This window comes from Aliinostoc maniaoense (genome assembly GCF_058172895.1).
In genome coordinates, this window is sequence record NZ_CP187952.1 from 6616035 (window position 1) to 6630698 (window position 14664).

At 42.1% G+C, this 14664-nt stretch carries 14 protein-coding genes; 5 read left to right on the top strand and 9 right to left on the bottom strand.

What is annotated here, in order from left to right; translation table 11 throughout:
* Window positions 1–98: 98 nt before the first annotated feature.
* Complete coding sequence (locus tag ACPZ3T_RS29000) at window positions 99–1067, bottom strand: hypothetical protein (RefSeq protein WP_490272884.1); 969 nt, start codon at window positions 1065–1067, stop codon at window positions 99–101.
* A 906-nt stretch (window positions 1068–1973) separates the two neighbouring features.
* Here ACPZ3T_RS29000 and ACPZ3T_RS29005 point away from each other — a divergent pair.
* From ACPZ3T_RS29005 to ACPZ3T_RS29015, 3 genes are all read left to right on the top strand, one after another.
* Window positions 1974–2645: a rhomboid family intramembrane serine protease gene (locus ACPZ3T_RS29005; protein ID WP_490272885.1), complete on the top strand. Its 672-nt coding sequence runs from the start codon at window positions 1974–1976 to the stop codon at window positions 2643–2645.
* Window positions 2646–3004: 359 nt separating this feature from the next.
* On the top strand, window positions 3005–4063 hold the full coding sequence (gene mnmA / locus ACPZ3T_RS29010) for a tRNA 2-thiouridine(34) synthase MnmA (protein WP_490272886.1): 1059 nt from the start codon (window positions 3005–3007) through the stop codon (window positions 4061–4063).
* Window positions 4044–4211, top strand: coding sequence for a hypothetical protein (locus ACPZ3T_RS29015; RefSeq protein WP_490272887.1), 168 nt, complete (start codon window positions 4044–4046; stop codon window positions 4209–4211). The genes mnmA and ACPZ3T_RS29015 overlap by 20 nt, the downstream gene beginning before the upstream one ends.
* 72 nt (window positions 4212–4283) lie before the next feature.
* Here the strand turns inward: ACPZ3T_RS29015 and ACPZ3T_RS29020 are convergent, their stop codons facing one another.
* The gene (locus ACPZ3T_RS29020) at window positions 4284–4880 is read right to left on the bottom strand and encodes a glyoxalase-like domain protein (RefSeq protein ID WP_490272888.1); all 597 of its coding nucleotides are present in this window, start codon (window positions 4878–4880) and stop codon (window positions 4284–4286) included.
* A gap of 395 nt (window positions 4881–5275) precedes the next feature.
* Between ACPZ3T_RS29020 and murA the strand changes: the two genes are divergently transcribed.
* Complete coding sequence (murA, locus tag ACPZ3T_RS29025; protein WP_490277408.1) at window positions 5276–6625, top strand: UDP-N-acetylglucosamine 1-carboxyvinyltransferase; 1350 nt, start codon at window positions 5276–5278, stop codon at window positions 6623–6625.
* Between the two features lie 175 nt (window positions 6626–6800).
* Complete coding sequence (locus ACPZ3T_RS29030) at window positions 6801–7676, top strand: M48 family metallopeptidase (RefSeq protein ID WP_490272889.1); 876 nt, start codon at window positions 6801–6803, stop codon at window positions 7674–7676.
* A 116-nt stretch (window positions 7677–7792) separates the two neighbouring features.
* On the opposite strand, the gene ACPZ3T_RS29035 is transcribed toward ACPZ3T_RS29030, so the two are convergent.
* The 7 genes from ACPZ3T_RS29035 to ACPZ3T_RS29065 all read right to left on the bottom strand — a co-directional run bounded on the left by ACPZ3T_RS29035 (window position 7793) and on the right by ACPZ3T_RS29065 (window position 14661).
* The gene (locus ACPZ3T_RS29035; protein WP_490272890.1) at window positions 7793–9973 is read right to left on the bottom strand and encodes a tetratricopeptide repeat protein; all 2181 of its coding nucleotides are present in this window, start codon (window positions 9971–9973) and stop codon (window positions 7793–7795) included.
* A 295-nt stretch (window positions 9974–10268) separates the two neighbouring features.
* Window positions 10269–10448, bottom strand: a complete 180-nt coding sequence (gene psb34, locus ACPZ3T_RS29040; protein WP_490272891.1) for a photosystem II assembly protein Psb34 — start codon at window positions 10446–10448, stop codon at window positions 10269–10271.
* Between the two features lie 594 nt (window positions 10449–11042).
* Entirely contained in the window at window positions 11043–11381 is a 339-nt protein-coding gene (locus ACPZ3T_RS29045) for a type II toxin-antitoxin system RelE/ParE family toxin (RefSeq protein ID WP_490272892.1), read from the bottom strand.
* Window positions 11365–11628, bottom strand: coding sequence for a hypothetical protein (locus ACPZ3T_RS29050; protein ID WP_490272893.1), 264 nt, complete (start codon window positions 11626–11628; stop codon window positions 11365–11367). The genes ACPZ3T_RS29045 and ACPZ3T_RS29050 overlap by 17 nt, the downstream gene beginning before the upstream one ends.
* A gap of 70 nt (window positions 11629–11698) precedes the next feature.
* Window positions 11699–13651, bottom strand: coding sequence for a glycine oxidase ThiO (thiO, locus tag ACPZ3T_RS29055; RefSeq protein WP_490272894.1), 1953 nt, complete (start codon window positions 13649–13651; stop codon window positions 11699–11701).
* Between the two features lie 188 nt (window positions 13652–13839).
* Window positions 13840–14301 carry a hypothetical protein gene (locus ACPZ3T_RS29060; RefSeq protein WP_490272895.1) on the bottom strand — a complete coding sequence of 154 codons (462 nt, stop codon included), beginning with the start codon at window positions 14299–14301 and terminating at the stop codon, window positions 13840–13842.
* 21 nt (window positions 14302–14322) lie between these two features.
* The gene (locus tag ACPZ3T_RS29065; protein ID WP_490272896.1) at window positions 14323–14661 is read right to left on the bottom strand and encodes a 2Fe-2S iron-sulfur cluster-binding protein; all 339 of its coding nucleotides are present in this window, start codon (window positions 14659–14661) and stop codon (window positions 14323–14325) included.
* Window positions 14662–14664: the final 3 nt, after the last annotated feature.

Here is a 14664-nt window from a genome sequence, read left to right on the forward strand (position 1 = left end):
ACGCTATAACTCTCATCACTACGTTCAAATTCTTTCACAGCGTCACACACCCTACATAAAAAATATGCCAGTCAGTTGCGTAAGTCCTAAATATAATTTTATATTTGTTGACATAATTTTGGTTGTGATGTTTGGGGACGGCGACTTTTAAAAGATACTTCTCGAATAAAGTCTCGCAAAGTCGGATCTTCATTAATTGCAGTTTCTAAAGTTTTCATTTTTGTCAAGACTGAAGTATAATCTCTGCCAGTTACACTAGATGTAACTCCCAGAATTTGAGTAACTCTAGTAGCGATTACTTCAAAATTCAAATTTCCATAATCATCAATCAATTTTGATAGTTTGCGTCCCGTATCGGCAGCTATCACTAGTTTATATATAGATTCATCTATGATTTGTTTCTCAGCAGCATTCACCGCTAACCATTCGTCTATTTGTTCTGTAACTTGGCGTTTAATTTCTTCTTGATTTGCTTGAGGAGATAGTTCTGGGTTATTGTATTGTTTCTGGAGTTGGTTTAACCTTAAACTAATAATTACCCGTTGTGGATTTTTTGGTTTTGGTGGTCTAGATTCAATCTGCTTTGCTAATAGTAGCATTTTCACAGTTAAGCATCTTGCAGGCTGTGCAGTTTGAGCAACTATTTTAGAACTCCCATAATCGATATTTTCAATATTTTGAAATATCTCTAATGCTGTGTCATATTCTGCTGTTAAATTCTCTAATTCACGCTCAAATTCCGATGGTGGCTTATCTGTTTCGTCATCTTGGGTAATAATTTTATTGACTTCGCTAATATTGCTAAAATCTATAGTAGTATCTGTTAATAATTGGCGGGCAATTAAATCACGAGATATGGAGGATTCTATGGGTACATTAGTCAGGGTATAAATTTGCTTAACTGATGTCATTGCATCCAGAACTTGATCATGAAATTTCTCGGCAGTTATTCGCAACATTGCTCGTCTTTGAGGTGTGCAACTGCTAAGAGCCAAACTAATAGTTATAGTTACAGTTAATGTACATATTTTGAATAAAGATTTTTGCTTAAGTTTAGTTTTATTCATAAATAATATTCGGCTTTTAGAGCTTATTTATAAAGTAAATATTAAATGGGGTATGTTACAGATGTGTAAAGATGTAAGCGTGTGAGCCAGTAATATATAGCCGTAATACCGTTTCTTGATGTAGCTTGCCTGGCGTAGCCATAGATGCACTTTATTCTGTACTGTAGAGACGTTGCATGCAACGTCTCTACATCATTTATTGGGCGCAACTTCATAGATAATTGGTATAACGCATCACTATCATACGGTGCGTTACGCGTTGCTTTAACGCACCCTACAAATTTAATTAGATGTATTACGTATTCTTGTCAATCTCTTGAGGCAATAACTTAGTAATTTGTAATTATTCGTAGATTTAAAGTAAATATCTCCAAATTTCTTTTTTTTGTTATATCAGACGCAAATTATCACATTTCTACAAGATAAATTAACGCCGTGTGTAACTTTCTCTCAACCTGCACACGGCGTTAGATATTTGTAGGGGCGGGTTCACCGAGATCAAAAGTTAATCATTAACGATGTTTGTTAACCAGCCTCTACTATTTATCGGATAGGCGGTTTTCGTAATTCACATCAGGGGTAAATAGCCTCTGATAGTGAAAATTTTAGTTTTGTGTGGCGATCGCAATGCAACTATAATCAACACTAAAGTCCTAACTACGAACGGCTACTTATACCGTTTCTGGATGTAGCTTGCCTGGCGTAGCCATAGATGCACTTTATTCTGCACTGTAGAGACGTTGCATGCAACGTCTCTACATCATTTATTGGGCGCAACTTCATAGAGAATTGGTATTAGTTACATAAATTCTATTCTGGAATTGGTGGTTTTGATAGTGTGGTCATACATAGACTTTAAATTCAAGGTATATTGCACTTATCTATCCGCGATTAGGAAAAACACCTGTGTTTCCACTCTACGATGACAACCCGACCCGCATCACCCCATATTTTACTTACGGTATAATTGGGATGAACGTTATAATTTTTCTACATGAATTGAGTTTATCTGATACTCAATTGAACTTGTTCTTTAATCAGTATGCAGTAGTACCAGAACAATTAACCACTAATTTAGCTGTGGAGTGGACAACTTTATTTACTTCCCAATTTTTACACGGTGGTTGGTGGCACTTAATTTCTAATATGGTCTTTCTTTGGGTATTTGGTAATAATATTGAAGACCGTTTGGGTCATGCTAAATATCTAATTTTCTATTTGACCTGTGGTGCTTTAGCTGCGGCGTGTCAGTGGTTTATTGCCATGTATTCAACTATTCCTTCCTTGGGGGCTAGCGGTGCAATTTCCGGTGTTTTGGGTGCATATTTGATCCGCTTTCCCTATGCTAGAGTCACAACTTTAATTTTCTTAGGTATTTTTGTCACTACAATCAGTATTCCAGCGATGGTATTAATTGGTGTATTCTTTGTTCAAAATGTGATCTCTGGTCTAGCAAGTCTACAAACTGCTGCCAATATGAGTGTTGAAACTGGGGGAGTAGCTTATTGGGCGCATATTGGGGGCTTTGTATTTGGAATGATTCTTGCTCCTATATTTGGTCTATTTAAAAGTGAATAATACAATACGCAAAAGGGCATGGGGCATGGGGCATGGGGCATGGGGCATTGGTAATATCTTCCCATGCAGGATGCCCTATTACAGCACTTTTGAACTAAGTAAGGTACATCATTCATGAGTAATGAGTAAATTTCTTACTCATTACTCATTACTTACTACTCATTACTTTTTTCAATTAGTTGCTCCACCTCAGCAATGAGGCAACTATCCCTCCTGATATCTACAGACGCACTGCTATAAGGCTTTAAGGTAGATATGTTAGAATTGAGCAGTTAAAAATTTTTGGCGTTGTAGTTGGCGATCGCAAGGTAAATTTTTACTTCAGCGAAGCGATAACGCCCGGTTTAACTGATAAAGATATGAAAAAAGTCGTCGTTGGTCTTTCGGGTGGCGTTGATAGTTCCACCGCCGCCGCTATTCTCCACCATCAGGGCTATGAAGTGATTGGTTTAACCCTTTGGCTAATGAAAGGCAAGGGGCAATGTTGCTCTGAAGGAATGATCGACGCGGCTTATATTTGTGAACAATTGGGCATTCCTCATCAAGTTGTCGATATGCGGGATGTCTTTCAAAACCAAATTGTTGATTATCTGGTGAGTGGTTACAGCGTGGGCATTACCCCCTTACCTTGCTCCCAGTGCAATAAAACCGTGAAGTTCGGCCCAATGGTACAATATGCCCGTGAACAATTGGGATGCGATCGCATTGCCACCGGTCATTATGCCCGCATTAACTATAATCAAGTCACGGGTCGTTACGAATTATTAAGAGCTATTGACAGGAATAAAGACCAATCCTACTTTCTGTATGATTTGTCTCAAGATTTACTAGCAGCATCCTTATTTCCTCTAGGGGAAATGCAAAAAGCCGACACCCGCCGGATAGCTGCGGAACACGGGTTAAAGACTGCTGACAAGCCAGAAAGTCAAGACCTATGCTTAGTAGAAAGCAACGGCTCAATGCGGTCATTTTTAGATAAATATCTTGCACCCAAAACAGGTGATATTGTCGATATCACAGGCAAAGTTTTGGGGCAACATGATGGTGTCCATCATTACACAATCGGTCAACGCAAAGGTTTAGGAATTGCGGCGGCTGAACCGTTGTATGTGATTGAATTAGACGCAGCAAATAATAGAGTAGTAGTAGGCGATCGCACCAAAGCAACTCAACCAGAATGTACAGTCAGCCGAGTAAATTGGGTATCTATGGCTGAACCCACTTCCCCCATTCGTGCAGAAGTACAAATTCGCTATCGTTCCACACCTGAACCGGTGACAGTGATACCCTTAGAAAACTCCCGCGTGCGTTTAGTGTTTAACGAACCCCAATTCAGCATCACCCCCGGACAAGCGGCTGTCTGGTACGACGGCGAAAAAGTTCTCGGCGGGGGAATTATTGAACAGATGGCGGTTTAGGAGGGTAGGGGGAGTAGGGAGCAGGGAGCAGGGAGCAGGGAGACAAGGGAGACAAGGGAGACAAGGGAGACAAGGGAGACAAGGGAGGGAAGGGAGACAAGGGAGCAGGGCAGCAGGGGGAGTAAAACTCTTCAATTTTGAATTTTGAATTGATATGCCCAATGCCCAATGCCCAATGCCCAATGCCCCATGCCCAATGCCCAATGCCCAATGCCCATCACTAATTCGCCACTTCAGCTATTTCAATAATCCGCCCTTCGTAGTCTTTAACTAGAAAATTTAGGGGTTTTTGATTGCGAATCTTAAATTTTAAGCCCCGTGTTTCTACTCTTAATAAAATCATTTCTAAGCAATCACGATCAAAACAAACGTGACGTTGCTGATTTTTAGTACCTAAACTTGCACCACTAATAACGTGCAGTTGGGTGTTTTTCTTTAATTGATACCATAATCCATCATTACCGTTGTTGATAGTTTTACCAGACCAACTCGGACTGGTGGACATATACAAAGGATCTATCCCCGTCGCGCCTATGGTTTGTTCGTAGTTGTAGTAATAGTGTAATGGTACTTCTGCGGCTGGCAAATCAAGAAGACCCTCATATAATTGTCGGGCAATCTCTAAATCAGACACCATCACAGTATGCACTTTGGGCGCGCTGGTGAGGAATAGCCACATAGCACCTGCGTAGGCTGCTAGTAACATCACCATGATGCCCTGGGTGGAAAACAAGCTATCTAGGGGTAGGGAGGGCAAGAAAGAGCCTAAAGTCAAAGGCGTGAGCAGAAACGATATCACACTAGCTGCTATAACCATGAACAAATTAGAAATTATATAAAGTTAGCCGCTTTTATTATTGTCGATCAAGACGTAAAAGAGGTCTTTATCTAGTGTACCAAGACTAAACTTGATTAACCTACGGTTAATGTTGTCAGAAAAGCGTTTCCTTTTTGACCGGGCTATCATTCCGCTACCGACCTTACCCTTTGCTACGCAACACTACCGCGAACAGGAACACTTCGTCAACAGGTTCAGTGGGGAACTGCCCTCCCGAATCAGTTAAAACCTTGGAGTTACCCGTTGCTTTCCATAAATAAGTTTAATTTAAGGACAAAAATAAAGACAATAATGTAGACAAATCGACTCTTTACTGTAGAATCAAAACCAACTTCTAACTTATAAAATTAAGTGTTTATTTTGGAGGTAGTATTATTAATCCTTCTAGCAGCCTACCAGATGCTAAACCTGTTGTTGAAGTAGACTCCTCAGTCTTGCAAATATGGGGTGGGCATCCTTTACGGGGTCATGTAACAATTAGTGGGGCGAAAAACTCAGCCTTGGTCATCATGGCTGGAGCTTTGTTATGTTCAGGAGATTGTCGCATTCGTAACGTTCCCTTATTGGCAGACGTAGAACGAATGGCTGAGGTAATCTCAGCATTAGGTGTACGTCTAACTAGAGACGCGGATATTTTAGATATCAATGCCAGCGACATCGCCACATCCAAAGCACCTTATGAACTTGTTACCCAATTGCGGGCTAGTTTCTTTGCCATTGGCCCGATTTTAGCCCGTCTCGGAGTCGCACAAATGCCATTACCTGGGGGTTGTGCCATTGGTGCTAGACCAGTTGACCTGCACGTCCGAGGACTGCAAGCAATGGGAGCAGAGGTACAAATAGAACATGGTATTTGTAATGCTTATGTTCCCAGTACTAATGGGAGATTAAAAGGTGCAAAAATCTATCTTGATACTCCCAGTGTGGGCGCAACCGAAACCTTGATGATGGCTGCGACTCTAGCCGATGGCGAAACCATTATTGAAAATGCGGCACGCGAGCCGGAAGTAGTTGATTTAGCTAATTTCTGTAATGCAATGGGAGCAAAAATACAGGGTGCTGGTACTAGCACTATCACTGTAGTTGGCGTTGCCAAATTGCATTCTATCGACTATTCAATTATTCCCGATCGCATCGAAGCTGGTACATTTTTAGTAGCGGGAGCTATCACGCGCTCAGACATCAGCCTTTCCCCAGTCGTCCCAGACCATTTAATTCCAGTCATTGCCAAGCTGCGGGATATTGGTGCAACTATCATTGAAGAAGCACCAAACTGCTTACGCATTCTACCGGCGCAAACCCTGAAGGCCACGGACATTGAAACCTTGCCCCATCCAGGCTTTCCCACCGATATGCAAGCACCGTTCATGGCTTTACTTACCTTAGCAGAAGGCGACAGCATCATTAATGAAGCTGTATTTGAAAATCGCCTTCGTCATGCTTCTGAACTCAATCGCTTGGGTGCAGACATCCGGGTAAAAGGTAATACCGCCTTTGTGCGGGGTGTACCAATACTTTCTGGTGCGCCAGTCATTGGGACTGACTTAAGAGCATCAGCCGCCTTAGTCTTAGCCGGACTAGCCGCCGAAGGACAAACCACAATTCAGGGATTACATCACCTTGATCGGGGCTACGATCAAATTGATGTCAAATTGCAAAAATTAGGTGCGAAAATCCTCCGAATTGGTGACGTGTCAGCAGATACAGAAGCTGTAACGAATTAATGGGGACTGGAAGGTAGACAAGGTAGACAAGGTAGACAAGGTAGACAAGGTAGACAAGGTAGACAAGGGGAAAGTCCTCCCCCTGCCCCCTGCCCCCTGCCTCCTACCCCTACCCTAAATCGTTATACTAACTGTGGGAGGCTGTTGATATTTTGTTTTTCCAGTCGTCTAAATCATGTCTGTGCTTAAATCTTCGCTCATCGGTTTAAAAGCTGACTCGTTTCGTCATCCATTGGACTTGGAAGCTACGAAAACTCTCAAGCAGATACCAGGTTTGGATATGATAGTGCGAAACTTGCTAGGGCCAATGGCAGAGCAGGTTTTTTATGTCGAAAATATTGCTTCTAGTGTTTTGGTAGGTGAAAAGCAACTACCTGAGTTACACAACCTGTTAATAGAAGCTTGCAAGATTTTAGATATTGAACCGCCGCAATTATATGTTAGGCAACATCCTGCACCTAACGCCTATACTTTTGCCATGCGGGGTAAGCAGCCTTTTGTGGTGCTGCACACTTCTTTAATTGATATCCTAACTCCAGAGGAAATCCAGGCAGTAATTGCCCATGAGTTAGGACATCTCAAGTGTGACCACAGTGTTTATTTAACACCTGTCAATTTGTTAGTCTTAGCAGCAGCTATATTACCTAACGTTGGGGCTGTGATTGCCCAAAGTATACAAACACAACTTTTAGAATGGGTACGCTGTGCTGAGTTTACCTGCGATCGCGCCGCATTACTAGCCACCCAAAATCCCCAGGTGGTAATGTCCGTATTAATGAAATTAGCCGGCGGTTCACCCACCCTCGCCCCCAAACTCAATCTTGATGCCTTCATTGCCCAAGCTCGTGCCTATGATGATATTAGTAAAACTGAGCTAGGGGAAATGGTGAAATTAGCCCGTACAGCCGAATTAACCCACCCTGTACCAGTTCTCAGAGCTAGAGAAATTGATCGTTGGGCTAGTAGTCAAGAATATCAAACCTTATTACAAAATCACGGGCAAACATACACCAGTGAACTATCACCCAAAGGCGGTTGGCGCAACTGGTAAGCTGTGATTGACTCAATTCAAAATTACCCCCCTGCTCCCTGCCCAATGCCCCATGCCCCATGCCCACAATTCTTTAATTTTGAATTTTGAATTTTGAATTTTGAATTGATATGCCCCTACAACTTCCCTAAAATCTCCGGTAGCAAATGTCCAGGCACTTTAGATAGTGCCAAATTTTGTCCTTGAATACCTAATTCATTGTGAAACGCTCGGACTGTTTTCACGACATAAGCAAAAGTTGTTTGATAAGCTTCCGGTTGTTTGCTTAAACCATTTAAGGCTAGCAAATGATTATCTAATGCGGCTTCTAAATGTTGCGATCGCAATGTTTTATCACCATTAAAGGTATTATCTGTAACTAACTGATAATGAGCTAGTCCTAAATTATTGTAAGTTGCAAATAAATCAAAGCTCAACGACCCACTACCGAGGGAATTAGCTAATGCCACCGCTTCTTCATAGGCATGAATAGATAGTTGCAGTAACTTTTGTCGTGCTTGTTTAGGAGTTTGAGGCAAGTTTGCTAAATGCCAATAAGCTGTACCCAAATTATTTTGTGTCGCCGCACAAGCACTAGGAACATGAGCCGGAGTCCGATACTTTAAAGCTTCAGAGTACACATCAATTGCAGACTGGAGATTTGAGCCTGGTTGTTCATACTGTGCTAAGTTCCAATAAGCTGTACCGATATTATTTTGAATCATCCCATACTTAAGCGGTTCTGTTTGGGGATTGTAGTAAGCTAATGCTTGTTGATAAGCTGCGATCGCTTTCTTTAAATGTACGACCGGCTGATTATATTGCGCTAAATGCCAGTAAGCAGTCCCTAAATTATTTTGGCAAGCCGCATACTTTAAAGGATCTGATTCTACTGTCCTATAACCCAATGCTTCCCCATAGGCAAAAACCGCCTGTTGCCAATTCTCCGCCGGACTGGTAAATCGTGCTAAATCACCATAGGCTGTCCCCAAATTATTTTGCACCCGTGCATAAGTATCTAAATGCGTCTCTGGGGAAATCATTTTTAACGCCAATTTATAAAACTCAATCCCCTGTTCTATATAACTTTGCCCTTCTTCTACATTGGGTGGTGTGCGATACAACATCCAATAGAGTGTACCTAAGTCATTTAAAGTATCTGGTAGTTGGGGTGATTTTTCATCGTAAGTAATTGCTTCCTGATAAGCAATAATTGCCACCATTAAATTTTCTAAATTTGACTGTCCCTGCTCAATTTGTAGACGATAGAGATTACCCAATTGGTGATAAGCAACCGCTAAAATTTCCCCAGCAGCTTTTTGTGCGTGTAGTCTCTCAATCTCTAACAGTAGTTCTTGTGGTTGCCACTCATCTTCACTTTCTGTATGTTTGATGGTGTTAATTGTTGCCAACACCAGGTCTACCAATTCTTGACTCACATGAGTCAAGGTAGACAAGGATAATTTTTCAACTTCACTAGACCTAATATCGCCTGGTTTTTGTTGATTAGTAGATTCTTGAGCAAGTGACTCTAAAGACTCCTGTTGTGAATTAGTGTAATTAACTAATGTTTGTCCTGGGAAGTTGAGGCCTTCCCTAAACTCAAGTTCTGTATTGGCTGTAGTTCTAACTTCTGTTTCCATACCAGAATCATCTAACAAACTCTGGGAACTAGGAAACCTTTCTGGATGGGATGTATTTTGGGTTGCGGGTGTGGGTTCTCCCGCAAATACAAACACACCAGTACGCCAACGCCAAAACTGTGGTGCAGACTGCTGAATAGCCAATAACCAGGGACGCGACACCCACAACAGCACACTAGATTCTAGAAAACGGCTCGATTCCTGAGATAAAAAGTATTGTTCGCTTAAGCGTAAATAATGCAAAAATAACCGTTGACTGGCCACTGATTGTTTAGTCAACTGTTCCACACCCACAATTTGAAAGGTTGGTATTGGTAAGGGTCGGCCTGGTGTATCCTTTGATGCACCTACTACTGGTGGAGGATAATCATTGAGCCATTGATTAATTTGTTCTATAGGATTTGGCTCATTTAGATTTAACCGCAAAGTCACTAATCGGGGATAAGCTGGTGTACTAGTTTCCTGTCCATTAGCTGGCTGATACAGCACTTGTCCCACAGGATAAGCCAATGTAGAGTGCAGTCTAGCAGCAACTTGATTTCTTAAGTGTAAATCATCACATACAGCCAAAAAAATCTGTCGCCGTAAACCAAGACTCAAGGCAAGTTTTAGGCGATGATATACTTGCCGATTCCAAGCAGAATTATCGGAGTGTGGGGTATCATTCACGCTCATGAAAGCTCAACGGCCAAAGTACAACCACAATTAGTTTAAACTTTCTACAAGGTGCATCCAAGCAATATTAATGTCTAAACTATGACTATGAACAAGTGGTTATTACTATAATCAGGATAAATCTATACGAAATTTCCTACTGTTTATCTTGATTTGTTAAGTTTTTATGAAAACACTTGTATCAAATATTCTTTTAGGATATAAAAATTAATCTTAACAAAAAATAAAGAAACAGGTTTCTAGAGCAAGGAAACCTGAATCAACTTGAAAGACAAGATTAGAAAAGTTTGTGTTTTCAGCTGAGGTTAGAAACAGAGAAGGCGACAAAAATTAAACCACCCACTAAAGTCGCAGCAGCAACTCCTAAAATGACATAATTTCGCTTCTGTGTAGCGGTAGGAGGTTCTGCTTGGTAAATCTTTGGTTCTTTAGCAAAATTATTTAAAAGTCCGCCTTCTTCGCTGGTATAGGGCATGAATTATTTCCTTACGCTTAATCTTTTATCTCATTTTATCGAAAAACTGGGTCTAAAACCCCGTCCACTTCGGCAACCTCAGTGCATCGCTTTTAGGACGGCTTTTGATACAATTATGAAGATGTGGAAGGGTAATTAACCACTTGAAAAACCCATTTGCTGCCTAAAACGCAGACGCTGCACCTTGACAACTGAATTTAGAGGGTTCTACTTCGTAGTTTTAGTATCACCTGGAAGTAGGTAAAAGATTCACAGGTACTAGACGAACAGCATTGTACGGGCATATAGCAATATGCCCCTAACAAACAAATTTTGCATGGCAGTGAGGGAGTCGGGAAACCCGCCCAACGCACTGCCTCAGTAATGCAAGTACGGTAGGGCATACCGGAACTTAACGCTTGGGGAGAGAACCACCTCTGGCTTAGATACCGCAAGGGGTCTAGGTTAAGTGGACTCATTGAACCAAGAATCTCCGCCCTAAAAGTGCGGAGAGTGTCAAAAAGATATATCTTGAGTCCTCACCATAATAGATACAAATCCTTACATTCCTCAATAATCCTTAACTGTAAATATAAAAACTCTGACATGAAAATCTTAAAGGCCATCTTCTAGCTCTTCTATCTCATGGAGTGTCAAAGGTGCTTGGGCATGATGGCGAACATATAATACATAAACTGTGTCATCTCGAAGCGTAAAAAGCACTCGATATATATTTTTATATTTCCCATAAAGAAATTGTCGTACTTCTTCTGGAAAAATCTCATGTTCGATTGCTAAAGGACAACGCTGAGGTTTTTCCTGTAGAGTAGCAATAGCATTCATTAAGCCTCGAAACCAACGATCAGCAAATTCAGGATTACGCTCTCGGTACCAGCGATAGGATTGTTCAATTTGATTTGCCGCAATATTAGTAATTTCAACTTGAAATGCCATATTTTTGCTGCATTTCTTGAATAAAGTCCCCAATTGGACGAGTTTGACCAGAGTTTAATTCTTCTAAACCTTGCTGAATCCCTTGTATAGTCTCCAACTGGTCTATGAGTTGGCGTAGTTTCACAGGGTCAATTTTGCTAGGATCAAGAAAAGTTACAAGAACTTGAGAGCGATCGCTAATATCCTGTGGTATCTCGGTGAGCTGAATTTGCCCATCCTGATAGATGCCTTCAATGGTTTTTAGCATAAGTTACTGTCAGGTTGGTATTTCCTTTCATTTTACTAACTGACCTGAAAAGATTGTGTTGGAAGGTTAACTAACTAATCGTACCAGTGAGAGGAGAACTAGCACTGGCGTAGGTTTTGATGGGCATTCTTCCAGCTAAATAGGCAAGACGACCGGCTTGTGCGGCTAAATTCATAGCACGCGCCATTGCTGGGGGATTTTGAGCTAATGCGATCGCACTATTAATTAATAGCGCATCTGCACCTAATTCCATTGCTTGCGCCGCTTCGGAAGGTGCGCCAATACCAGCATCTACAACTACAGGTATTTTGGCATTTTCAATAATGATCTGAATATTCGCTGTTGTTTTTAACCCTTGTCCCGAACCAATGGGAGATGCTAAAGGCATGACTGTAGCACACCCCACTTCTTCTAAACGTTTGGCTAGCATAGGATCAGCATTAATATAAGGCAACACCGCAAAACCTTCTTTTACCAGTTGTTCGGCAGCTTGCAGTGTGCCAATGGGATCAGGAAGTAAATATTTAGGATCTGGTATAACTTCTAACTTGACAAAGTTATTATCTTCCTGTCCCAATAGTTTCGCCATTTCTCGTCCCAAACGTGCCACCCGAATCGCCTCTTCTGCGGTTTGACAACCTGCGGTATTGGGCAACATCCAAATTTTTGACCAATCTAAAGCTTCCGCTAAACCTTCATGTCCTGGTGCTTTAGTTTGCACCCGTCGCACCGCTACCGTGACAATTTGACAACCACTAGCCTCTACACTTTGCTGCATATCTTCGATGCTGCGATATTTGCCTGTACCAGTCATCAAGCGGGAATGAAAGTTTTTACCAGCGATAATTAGGGGAGTGTCGGGACTGGGGATTGGGGATTGGAGACTGGGGACTGGGGAATGTATGAGCATGGGGGTAGATGGCTGTTTTTGAAAGCGGGAATAGTGAAAATGGGAGAGGAGAGGGTCTGATTTTTGTTCCCAAACTAAATCAGCGATCAGTTTAGCAGTTACGGGTGCAAGTAAGATCCCATTGCGGTAATGACCTGTAGCTAAGGTGAGGTTTGGACAGTGGCTAGTGCCTAAAATGGGCAATTCATCAGGAGTACCAGGGCGAAATCCCCACCAAAATTCTGCAATGGGATAATGCTGTAATTGGGGATATAAGCGAATTGCTCCTTGAAGTAAAGTTTGAATGCCATCTGGGGTGTTGTGGGGAGTAAAGCCCACATCTTCACTAGTTGCCCCAATAATAATAGAACCGTTACGCCTGGGTACAATGTAAATATTGTCTCCAAATAACACCCGCTTTAAAGGCAGTTCCGGCAGAGATTCGGGAACTCGGAGACTTAACATTTGCCCTTTACGGGGAAATACAGGAATTGGCAGTAATTGATTTGACCAAGCACCCGTAGCCAAAACATAATGGTCAGCCCGAATGATTCCCATGTTGGTTTGGACACCGAGAACCTGTCCTTGTTGTTGTAAGAAAGCTTCCACTGTGATACCATCCTTGAGTTCCACACCCAAAGACTCAGCCGCCGTCCACAACACATGAACTAAAGCCCGATTATCAACTTGGGCATCCTCTGGATACCACCAACCGCCAACCACATCTGCCCCCAACCCTGGCTGATATTGATGAATAGCTGTTTTATCCAACCAGTAAGCAGGCGATTCTCCCTTGTCCCCCTTGTCTACCTTGTCTCCCTTGTCTACCTTGTCTCCCCCCTCATAAACAGGTGCTAAAATCCCACAAGCCCAGTAACCAGTATTTAAGCCTGTTAAATCTTGTAGTTTTTGCGTCCAGTCTGGATATAATGAGCGCGATCGCCAACACAAAGATTTCATCGCCCCATCGGTGATTTGCTCCGCATCTGGGGCTAACATCCCGGCGGCGGCGTGGGAAGCAGCACCCTGAAAATCACGACAAAGCACGGTGACATTTGCCCCGCGCCACTTCAATTCAACGGCGATCGCCAAACCAATAACGCCGCCACCAATAATTACAATCTCACCAGTCATTAGTTAGTAGTCATGAGTCATGAGTCATTAGTCATTAGTGAACAACTAATAACCTATAAATTGTAACCAACAACTAGTCACACGAGGGAACAAGCACAGCAACACAGGAGCTAAATCCGTAAACAGTTATCAAGTGAGTGATAACTGTTCACTGATAACTGTTTACTGAAATCATGCCCCATACCCAATTACCACAAAGCCCGAATTGGTTCTCGATTTGTGGTACTCGGTGAAGTAGTGGTTGACTGTACTTCCGTTGCTGTGTCGGACGTATTGTTATTGTCAGAGGATGAAAATGATTCGTTGTTAGGGTTATTTTGAGCTACGTTTGTCCGGCTTGTAGATCGGCGATCCTCTTGAGTAACATTACCTCTGTCTTCATTACTAGTATCACTAGCGTTATCATTTGTGTTGAAATCTTCTTGAGTTACATTATTTCTATTGCCAGAGGTATTAGCATTACTTCTAGTGTTACCGGGTGTGGAACTATTAACATTAATGTTCGCAGGCAACACTTTTGATGCTTTATCACCTGGAGTGTTGCTAGTGAGTTTTTGTCCTTCACCCATAGGAAAATTAATGCCTAGTAATGTACCCATTAAAATGGCCAAGCCTCCAGCCATTAAAACTAGTGGTGTCCATCTGCCCATCTTGATTGTCTCCTTTTTAACCTAACCTTCTGGTTGCCATAGGACTTGAGAACCTTGACCCCAAAATCCGTCAAATTTAGTTACTTTTACATCGCCTAGTACTTGAGTCTGACAGGCTAAACGCAGGTCTTTTGTAGGAGAATGGGGAGGAAGCGAACGCCGCGTTTGATCACGCCAATTCGCTGCTGACACCTCACCTTCTACTTTGACCGCACAGGTTCCACAACTACCAATTCCTCGACAGTTTATTAGCCTAGCACCGCCATTGTAGAGGTCGATACCATTTTTTAACAGAATTTCGCGTAAATTAGCTCCGCTATTACACTCAATTATCCGACCCTGAGCTAGTACCCTAGGCATATT

Excerpts from the sequence above, each read along its gene's own strand:
- ACPZ3T_RS29000 (WP_490272884.1), bottom strand. The coding sequence starts at position 1,067 with ATGAATAAAACTAAACTTAAGCAAAAATCTTTATTCAAAATATGTACA.
- mnmA (WP_490272886.1), top strand. The coding sequence starts at position 3,005 with ATGAAAAAAGTCGTCGTTGGTCTTTCGGGTGGCGTTGATAGTTCCACC.
- ACPZ3T_RS29020 (WP_490272888.1), bottom strand. The coding sequence starts at position 4,880 with ATGGTTATAGCAGCTAGTGTGATATCGTTTCTGCTCACGCCTTTGACT.
- ACPZ3T_RS29030 (WP_490272889.1), top strand. The coding sequence starts at position 6,801 with ATGTCTGTGCTTAAATCTTCGCTCATCGGTTTAAAAGCTGACTCGTTT.
- ACPZ3T_RS29035 (WP_490272890.1), bottom strand. The coding sequence starts at position 9,973 with ATGAGCGTGAATGATACCCCACACTCCGATAATTCTGCTTGGAATCGG.
- psb34 (WP_490272891.1), bottom strand. The coding sequence starts at position 10,448 with ATGCCCTATACCAGCGAAGAAGGCGGACTTTTAAATAATTTTGCTAAA.
- ACPZ3T_RS29045 (WP_490272892.1), bottom strand. The coding sequence starts at position 11,381 with ATGGCATTTCAAGTTGAAATTACTAATATTGCGGCAAATCAAATTGAA.
- ACPZ3T_RS29050 (WP_490272893.1), bottom strand. The coding sequence starts at position 11,628 with ATGCTAAAAACCATTGAAGGCATCTATCAGGATGGGCAAATTCAGCTC.
- thiO (WP_490272894.1), bottom strand. The coding sequence starts at position 13,651 with ATGACTGGTGAGATTGTAATTATTGGTGGCGGCGTTATTGGTTTGGCG.
- ACPZ3T_RS29060 (WP_490272895.1), bottom strand. The coding sequence starts at position 14,301 with ATGGGCAGATGGACACCACTAGTTTTAATGGCTGGAGGCTTGGCCATT.
- ACPZ3T_RS29065 (WP_490272896.1), bottom strand. The coding sequence starts at position 14,661 with ATGCCTAGGGTACTAGCTCAGGGTCGGATAATTGAGTGTAATAGCGGA.